We start from the raw sequence: 7,568 nt of genomic DNA on the forward strand, positions 1-7,568 counted from the left end.
AATCGAAGCTCTTCAACAGGCGCGGCAGGATCAGTTGCTCGAAGTACTCCGGCGCACAGATATTGAAGGTGACTGGTTGCAAGGTCGGATCGAACGTTGGTGTCCCGGCGTGACACAGGTTGATGCTTTCGAGAATCTTCAGCACATGGGCATACATGGTGCTGGCTTTGTAGGTGGGGCGCATACCCGTGCGGGTATTGATGARTAACTCGTCTTCGAAACTGGTGCGCAGTTTTTTCAGGCAGTAACTCACGGTGGACTGGCTGACGCAAAGTGCCTCCGACACACCGGTGACGCTGCTTTGCTCATACACGGCAACAAACACCATGAGGTCTTGCATATCGAGCTTTCTAAGCAAGTTACTGTTCAGCATCCGTTCTGTCTCGCTGTGCTCCTTGCGCTGACCGTGCGCAAACGTGTGCGAATGATCTTAGCGGAACGATAGTACCAAGAGAATGCCTTGTAGGATGTTTCATGGTCAGTTGTGGGACAGATAGTGTTATGAACACGACCTGTGAATTCAATCGCCCGAAACATGGCCAGAGGCCTTCAGCGCTGATTGCTGTGCAGGCATCGCATCGCGGCTGGATATTAACAGCGCCAACATGCCGACGCCCACCAGCAACGCGCCGATGATTTCCAGGGCGCGTGGCGACTGACGTAGCCACAACCAGTGGAACAATGTGATGAACAGGGTGCTCAGGTAGATGTAGGAAATGACTGAGGAAGGGGCGATCACGCCAATGGCTCGATGCAGCAGCCAGAAAGTCGCCAGGGTGGCAAACAGGGCCAGGTAGATCAACCACCAGAGATCGCTCGCGCTCAGCAACGACGCCGAACGCCAGCCGCCGCTGAATCCACAAAACGCCAATAGAAACAGTGCGCCGAACAGCATGTTCCAGAAAGTCATGCCCACCGGGCCGCGCCCCTTGAGGCTGTTGGCCTTGAGCCGTTGACTCAGGGGCGAGTAGAGCGCCATTGCCAGGCAACCGACCGCATACACCGATACCGCGTACAGCGACGGCAGTTCGCCGGGGCCTGCGCCTTTCAATACCAGCAGCATGGCGCCGGCCGCGGCAACCAGCATGGGCAACACGCGCTGTTTCAGGCGGCTGTCGGGTGTCAGGATGGCTTCGAACAGCAGTGTCAGCAACGGCACCAGAGTGAACATCGTCCCGGTGTTCACCGCCGAAGTGTAACGCAGTGCTTCGAACAACGAGCCGAAGTACAGCGCCAGCAGCATGCCGAGCACGGCATGACCGAGCAGGCCGCGGGCGGTCATGGCGGTATCGCCCTTGAACAGCAGCAGGGGTAAAAACACCAGGGCGCAACACAACAAGCGCAACCCGGTCAGCAGAATCGGGTCGATGGCCTGGCTGACCTGGGCTGCCGCGGAAAACGAGACGGCAATCAACAGCGCCCAGAGCAACATGCCGACGTGAGCGGCAGCAAAACCTTTGCGTTTCATGGTGGGGGTTCCGGGTTAATGAATGTGTTTGGCGTAATGCCGCGGATCGAAGCGCAGAACCATCAGAATCATCAGTGCCATGACGCCCATCAGTGACCACCAGGCCCATTCGAAACTGCCCAGTTGATCGCGAATCATCCCGGCGATCAGCGGCGAGAGGCCGGCGATCAGGTAACCGATGCCTTGCACGAAGGCGGTCAACCCACCCGCGCGTTGGGGATTGTCCAGATGATCCAGCGACACGATCAGGCTCATCGGGAACAGCCCGCCGATGCCCAGTCCCAGCAGGCACGGCCACAGCAGGCTCAGGTGTTGCGGGCTCAGAATCAGACCGCAAAAACCGGCCATGATCAGTGCCAGTAACACCACCAGCACCAGGCGCCGGTCACGGCTGCGGTTGGCGATGGCGGGCGTCAGTAGCCCCGACAACACTTCCATGGCCGTCAAAAAGCCCAGTAACAAGCCGGCCTGTTGTTCGCTCCAGCCTTTTTCCACGTAGTACGGTGCCAGCCAGGCCAGGACACAGGTGTAGGACGCCGTGCCCAGGCCGAAGAAGATCGCGAGTAACCAGGCACGGGAACTGCGGAAAAAGGATTCTTTGCGGGACGACTTTTCCCCCAATGTCGGCATTCCCGTGCGTTGAACGCACCAGAACAGCAACGCCGCCAGCGCCAGTGCCGCCCAGATCGCCAACCCCACTCGCCAACTGCCGGTGCGGGTCATCACCAACGGCGCGAATGACGCCGCAATTGCCGCGCCGGCCGTGATCGACGTCACGTAGAGACCCATGCACACGGAAACGTTGTCGCTGAAACGGGACTTGATCAGGGCCGGCATCAGCGCCTGAATCAGCGCAATGCCGACGCCGGCCAGCACGGCGCTCAGGATCAGTTCCGCCGCCGAATCAAGGAATAACCGCGACACCGTGGCCAGGCCGATGATCAGCAGCGACAGCACGACGGTGCGCTGCTCGCCCAAGCGCTGACTGATACCGATACCAAAGAACATTGCCAGTCCCATGGCCATGACTGGCAGCATGGTCAACAGCGAGGCCAGGCTGAAACTCAGCGGGATATCACCGCGAATGGCTGACAGCAACGGGCCGACAGCGGCCATGGACGGACGCAGATTCAGGGCGACAAGAATGATGCTGAACATCAGCCAGGGGGCAGGGCGGGAGGTTGCTCGAACGTTTTCCATAATCGGACCTTCAGGAACAAGGAGCCGATTAGGCGCGCGAGCCCTGGAGGCGGCAAATCAGAAAGTCTGGAGCAGTATTTAGAAATTAAATAACTGTACCGCTCGGCTAATCCCCTTTAGCGAATAATCGATTGTTTAGCCAATCCACACCCAAGGTTCTTCAAATCCCGATTTAACGGCTTAACCGCCCGTGTGACGCTGCTGCTCATCTGTTTATCGCGGTCTTCCCTATGGACGGTTGTCCAGTCGCACTCCCTTCCGAACTGGCCTTCTGGGCGCTGTGGCACTGCCGTCACGCGCGCCCGCCGGATTCCTGCATCTCCCGCTGATTGTTCTGACAGGTCCCGCGCTGTGCGCCGGGATCAAACCGGCGGCGCCTGTGCGTTTGCCTGACGCGGAAAGACGAGGTCTCCCATGAGCTGTGCCACGACATCCTTCGCTACGAAAGAACAAGCCCTGACGTTTCTTGAACAGAACCCTGGGACTGACCATCAATGGCGATGACGTGGAAAACTCCGGTCTGGTCTGGGACGTCGGTGATATCGATTGCCGCGCTTATCCCGTCAGCGGCAGTTTGCAGCGCATGCCGTGGCGATTGATTCCCACGGCGGCGGTGCAGGTCAGCATGCATCCGCAAGAGGGCATGCCCGCGACCATCGCCGACCCACGGCACCTGCTGGCCAAGGTCATCGAAGGCTTGCAGGCCGACGGTTATTACCCGGTGATGGCGGCGGAGCTGGAGTTCTATCTGCTGGATCAGCAGCGCGACGGCAACGGTCGGCCGCAACCGGCGCGGGATGTCGATGGCGGGCGGCCACGCGGGACTCAGGTCTACGGCTTGCGTGAACTGGAACAGATCGAGCCATTTCTGGCCGACCTCTACAGCGCCTGCAAGCTCCAGGGCATTCCGGCGCGCACGGCGATTTCCGAATACGCGCCGGGGCAAGTGGAAATCACCCTCGAACACCGCACCGACGCTTTGCAGGCGATGGACGAAGCCGTGCGCTACAAGCGGCTGGTCAAGGGCGTGGCGCAAAAGCACGGGATGACGGCTTGTTTCATGGCCAAGCCGTTCGATGACCTGGCCGGCACCGGCATGCACATGCATGTCAGCCTGGCGGACAAGGACGGCAATAACCTGTTCGCCAGCGAGGCCCCGGACGGCACGCCGCTGCTCAAACACGCGGTCGGCGGAATGCTCGCCACATTGCTCGATGCATTGCTGTTGTTCTGTCCGAACGCCAACTCGTACCGCCGTTTCCAGACCAACAGCTACGCCCCTCTGGCGGCTACCTGGGGCGTGGACAACCGCACCGTGAGTTTGCGAGTGCCCGGCGGGCCGGCATTCTCCCGGCATATCGAGCACCGTATTTGTGGTGCCGACGCCAACCCGTATCTGGCGGCGGCGGCGATCCTGGCCGGTATTCATCGCGGCATCCGCGAGCAACTTGACCCCGGGGCGCCGGTGGAGGGCAACGGTTACGCCCAGGCCGCGCAATTGTTGCCGACCGACTGGTTGACCACGTTGCGAGCGCTGGAAGGCTCGAATTGGGCCGGGGAAGCATTCGGCAGTGAGTTTCTAGGTGTCTATCTGGCAGTGAAACGCGCCGAATACCGGCAATTCATGGGCGAAGTCGGTGAGCAGGACTGGCGCTGGTATCTGCATCAGGCTTGAAACGGGTCGCCAGTGTTGGAAGTTTTGGCCTAATACCAGAAGCCAACTATTCGTTGGCTTCTTTTTCACGAAATATTGATGGTTGACTGATTAAGATTTGTGGCGTCTCGGTCAATGAAATTTTCACATTTGCCGCGGGCACTTCTTTTCAGGAACAGCCGATCACATGTTGAAGTTCAAAGCCGTGCGCCCCGAATGGGTGACGTTGGTTTCCAGTGCCTTTCTATTGGCAGGGTTCAATTTAGTTCTCTGGCAACACCTCTTCGATATCACCGCAGCAGACGGTCAAGGCATCGTCATGCGTGTCGCGTTCGGGCTGATGATCCTGGCGGCCTTCAACATTGTGCTGACCTTGCTGGCATTCCGACCCGTGATGAAACCCGTGTTGACGCTGATCTTTCTGATCAGTGCCGGTGTGGCGTACTTCATGAGCCAATATGGCGTGCTGATCGACGCCGGTATGTTGCGTAACTTCGCCGAAACCAATGCCACGGAAGTACGCGACTTACTCTCGCTAAAACTGTTTGTTTATATCGTGCTGCTCGGCGTCTTGCCGTCGTGGTTGTTGTGGAAAATCCCGGTTAATTATCGTCGCTGGCACCGTGAGTTATTAAGTAAAGTGCTGGTGAGTGTCGCGTCGGTTGCGGTGATCGGCGGTGTCGCATTGGTCAACTATCAAGGCCTGTCGTCGTTGTTTCGCAATCACCATGAATTGCGTCTGATGGTGGTGCCGAGCAACTACATCGGTGCCTCGTTCGGTTATCTGCGTGAGCAAGTGGTGTCTGCACGGCAACCTTTCGCCAAACTGGGTGAAGATGCCCAGAAAAAACCGGCCTGGCAGGCCCACGACCGTAAATCCCTGACGRTACTGGTGGTGGGCGAAAGTGCCCGGGCCGAGAACTTCGGCATCCTGGGTTATGACCGCGACACCACGCCGAAACTGAGTAAGGAATCCGGCCTGATTGCCTTCACCGATGTGCATTCGTGCGGGACGGAAACGGCGGTGTCGGTGCCCTGCATGTTCTCCAACATGGGTCGCAAGGATTACGACGCCAGCAAGGCGAAGAACCAGGAAGGYCTGCTGGACGTGCTCAAGCGTGCCGGTCTCGAGGTCATCTGGCGCGATAACCAGTCGGGCTGCAAAGGCACCTGCGATCGGGTCACTGTCGATGACGTGAGTGACCTGAAAGACCCTGTGCTGTGCGCCAACAGCGAGTGCCGCGATGAAATTCTCCTGCAAGGCATGCAGCACTTCATCGACACGCTGAATAAAGACACCGTGCTGGTCCTGCACCAAATGGGCAGTCACGGTCCGGAATACTTCAAGCGCTACCCGAAAGAATACGAACACTTCACACCTGTGTGTGAAAGCAATGCGCTGAACAATTGCAGCCGCGAAAGCATCGTTAATGGCTACGACAATACGCTGGTGTATACCGACCACGTGCTGTCGACCCTGATCGATCTGTTGCGCAGCAACCAGGGCAAAGTCGATACCGCGATGCTGTATCTGTCGGACCACGGCGAGTCGCTGGGCGAATACAACCTGTTCCTGCATGGCACGCCTTACATGCTCGCACCGGAACAACAGAAACATGTAGCGATGCTGGCGTGGTTCTCCGACAGCTATCAAAAGTCGTTCTCGGTGGACACCCATTGCCTGCAACTGAGTCGTGAAAAACCCTTGAGCCAGGACAACCTGTTCCATTCGATGCTCGGTCTGCTGGAGGTCAACAGCACGGTCTACAACCCGGGTCTGGATATGTTCGCCGGATGCCGCGGCGCAATGGGCGACGGTGTGCTGGCTAAAAAATGAGCGACTCGAGCTTTTTTTCACGTAACGACCGCTAATCTGCGGCGCCTGGAACATCCAACAAGAGCCATTACACATGTCCGCGCAGCCCCCATCCGCCTTCGAGCTTGAGTTCGCCCGGCGCTACGATCAGGAACACGCCCGCGTCTGTAAACAGCCGCGACCGCGCGGCCTGGCGGGGCGTTTGACGTTCTGGYGCGAAGAGCAATTGGTRCGTAACGCGCTTCAGGTCGCTGGCGAACCGGGATTGATTCTTGATGTGGCCTGCGGGGTCGGGCGTTTCTGGCCAGTTCTGGCCGAGCATGCGAACCGGGTGATTCTCGCGACCGATCCGTCTCAGGACATGCTCGATCACGCCAGCACCCACCATCCGCAGAACCTGCTGAAACGGATCAAGACCTTTCAGAGTTCTGCCTTCACCATCGGCTTGTCGGCGAATGCGGTTGACTGCATTTTTTGCCTGCAACTGTTTCAACGCATCGCCTGTCCCGAGCATCGATTGTCCATGCTGGGCGAGTTCCACCGGGTCAGTCGCGATACCGTGATTGTGGCGGTGCGGGTTGATGGGCGTTTCAAGCTCGAGCGTTCGGACGTGGAGGGCGCACAGGCCCAGCCACAGGCCAGCAAGGCCGAGCTTGAGGCCGAGTTCAGGCAAGCGGGTTTCTGCTTGCTCAGTCATCAGGACTTGGTACCGGGTTGCACGCGGATGCGGCTCTACGTGTTGCGTAAGGACAGCTAGCCTTTCAGACAATTCTTGCTGTCCGGCAGGTATTTTCGCTAAAGCTCTTGTTCAGTGGATGCGCGGAAATCGCCGGGGGCGATATATACTGCGCGCCATTCTTCAAGGGAGAGCCGTGTGGCCATCGATATTCACTGGATTCGCGACAACGATAGCCTCGGTCAGTTTTGCACCGAGTGGCAGCAGCTGCCATTCGTTGCCCTCGACACCGAATTCATGCGGGTCGACACCTTTTACCCGATCGCAGGTCTGCTGCAGGTCGGCGATGGCGTACGCGCTTACCTGATTGACCCACTGACCATCGACAACTGGCAGCCCCTGGCCGCGTTGCTGGAAAACCCGGCCGTGGTCAAGGTCGTGCATGCGTGCAGCGAAGACCTCGAAGTCCTGCTGCGCCTGACCGGCAGTCTGCCGGCGCCGCTGTTCGACACCCAACTGGCCGCTGCTTACCTGAACCTGGGTTTCTCCATGGGCTATTCGCGGCTGGTGCAGGACGTGCTCGGCATCGACCTGCCCAAGGGCGAGACCCGTTCCGACTGGCTGCAACGTCCACTGTCCGAGACTCAGATCAGCTACGCCGCCGAAGATGCCGTGCATCTGGCGGAGGTTTTCGTACAGCTGCGTCCGAAGCTTTCTGACGAAAAATACGCGTGGGTCCTGGAAGACGGTGCCG

At 58.8% G+C, this 7,568-nt stretch carries 6 protein-coding genes and 1 pseudogene; 4 read left to right on the plus strand and 3 right to left on the minus strand.

Annotated features, from left to right (window positions below):
- From AC1DLB_RS22160 to AC1DLB_RS22170, 3 genes are all read right to left on the minus strand, one after another.
- On the minus strand, positions 1-373 hold a 373-nt coding region (locus tag AC1DLB_RS22160; RefSeq protein ID WP_477785647.1), incomplete at its 3' end, for a LysR family transcriptional regulator.
- A gap of 147 nt (positions 374-520) precedes the next feature.
- Positions 521-1,468: a DMT family transporter gene (locus tag AC1DLB_RS22165; RefSeq protein WP_477743392.1), complete on the minus strand. Its 948-nt coding sequence runs from the start codon at positions 1,466-1,468 to the stop codon at positions 521-523.
- Positions 1,469-1,483: 15 nt separating this feature from the next.
- Entirely contained in the window at positions 1,484-2,668 is a 1,185-nt protein-coding gene (locus AC1DLB_RS22170; protein WP_477743393.1) for a cyanate transporter, read from the minus strand.
- Between the two features lie 478 nt (positions 2,669-3,146).
- Here AC1DLB_RS22170 and AC1DLB_RS22175 point away from each other — a divergent pair.
- The 4 genes and pseudogenes from AC1DLB_RS22175 to AC1DLB_RS22190 all read left to right on the plus strand — a co-directional run.
- Positions 3,147-4,343: pseudogene (locus AC1DLB_RS22175) on the plus strand (glutamine synthetase family protein); the annotation flags it as partial.
- Between the two features lie 166 nt (positions 4,344-4,509).
- Positions 4,510-6,159 (plus strand): phosphoethanolamine transferase, encoded by a 1,650-nt coding sequence (locus AC1DLB_RS22180; protein WP_477785648.1) that lies wholly within the window; start codon positions 4,510-4,512, stop codon positions 6,157-6,159.
- A 73-nt stretch (positions 6,160-6,232) separates the two neighbouring features.
- Positions 6,233-6,895: a class I SAM-dependent methyltransferase gene (locus AC1DLB_RS22185; protein WP_477785649.1), complete on the plus strand. Its 663-nt coding sequence runs from the start codon at positions 6,233-6,235 to the stop codon at positions 6,893-6,895.
- A 117-nt stretch (positions 6,896-7,012) separates the two neighbouring features.
- A partial coding sequence (locus tag AC1DLB_RS22190) for a ribonuclease D (RefSeq protein ID WP_477785650.1) occupies positions 7,013-7,568 on the plus strand: 556 nt, incomplete at its 3' end.

The sequence above is a fragment of the Pseudomonas sp. 05N434 genome (assembly GCF_056396965.1).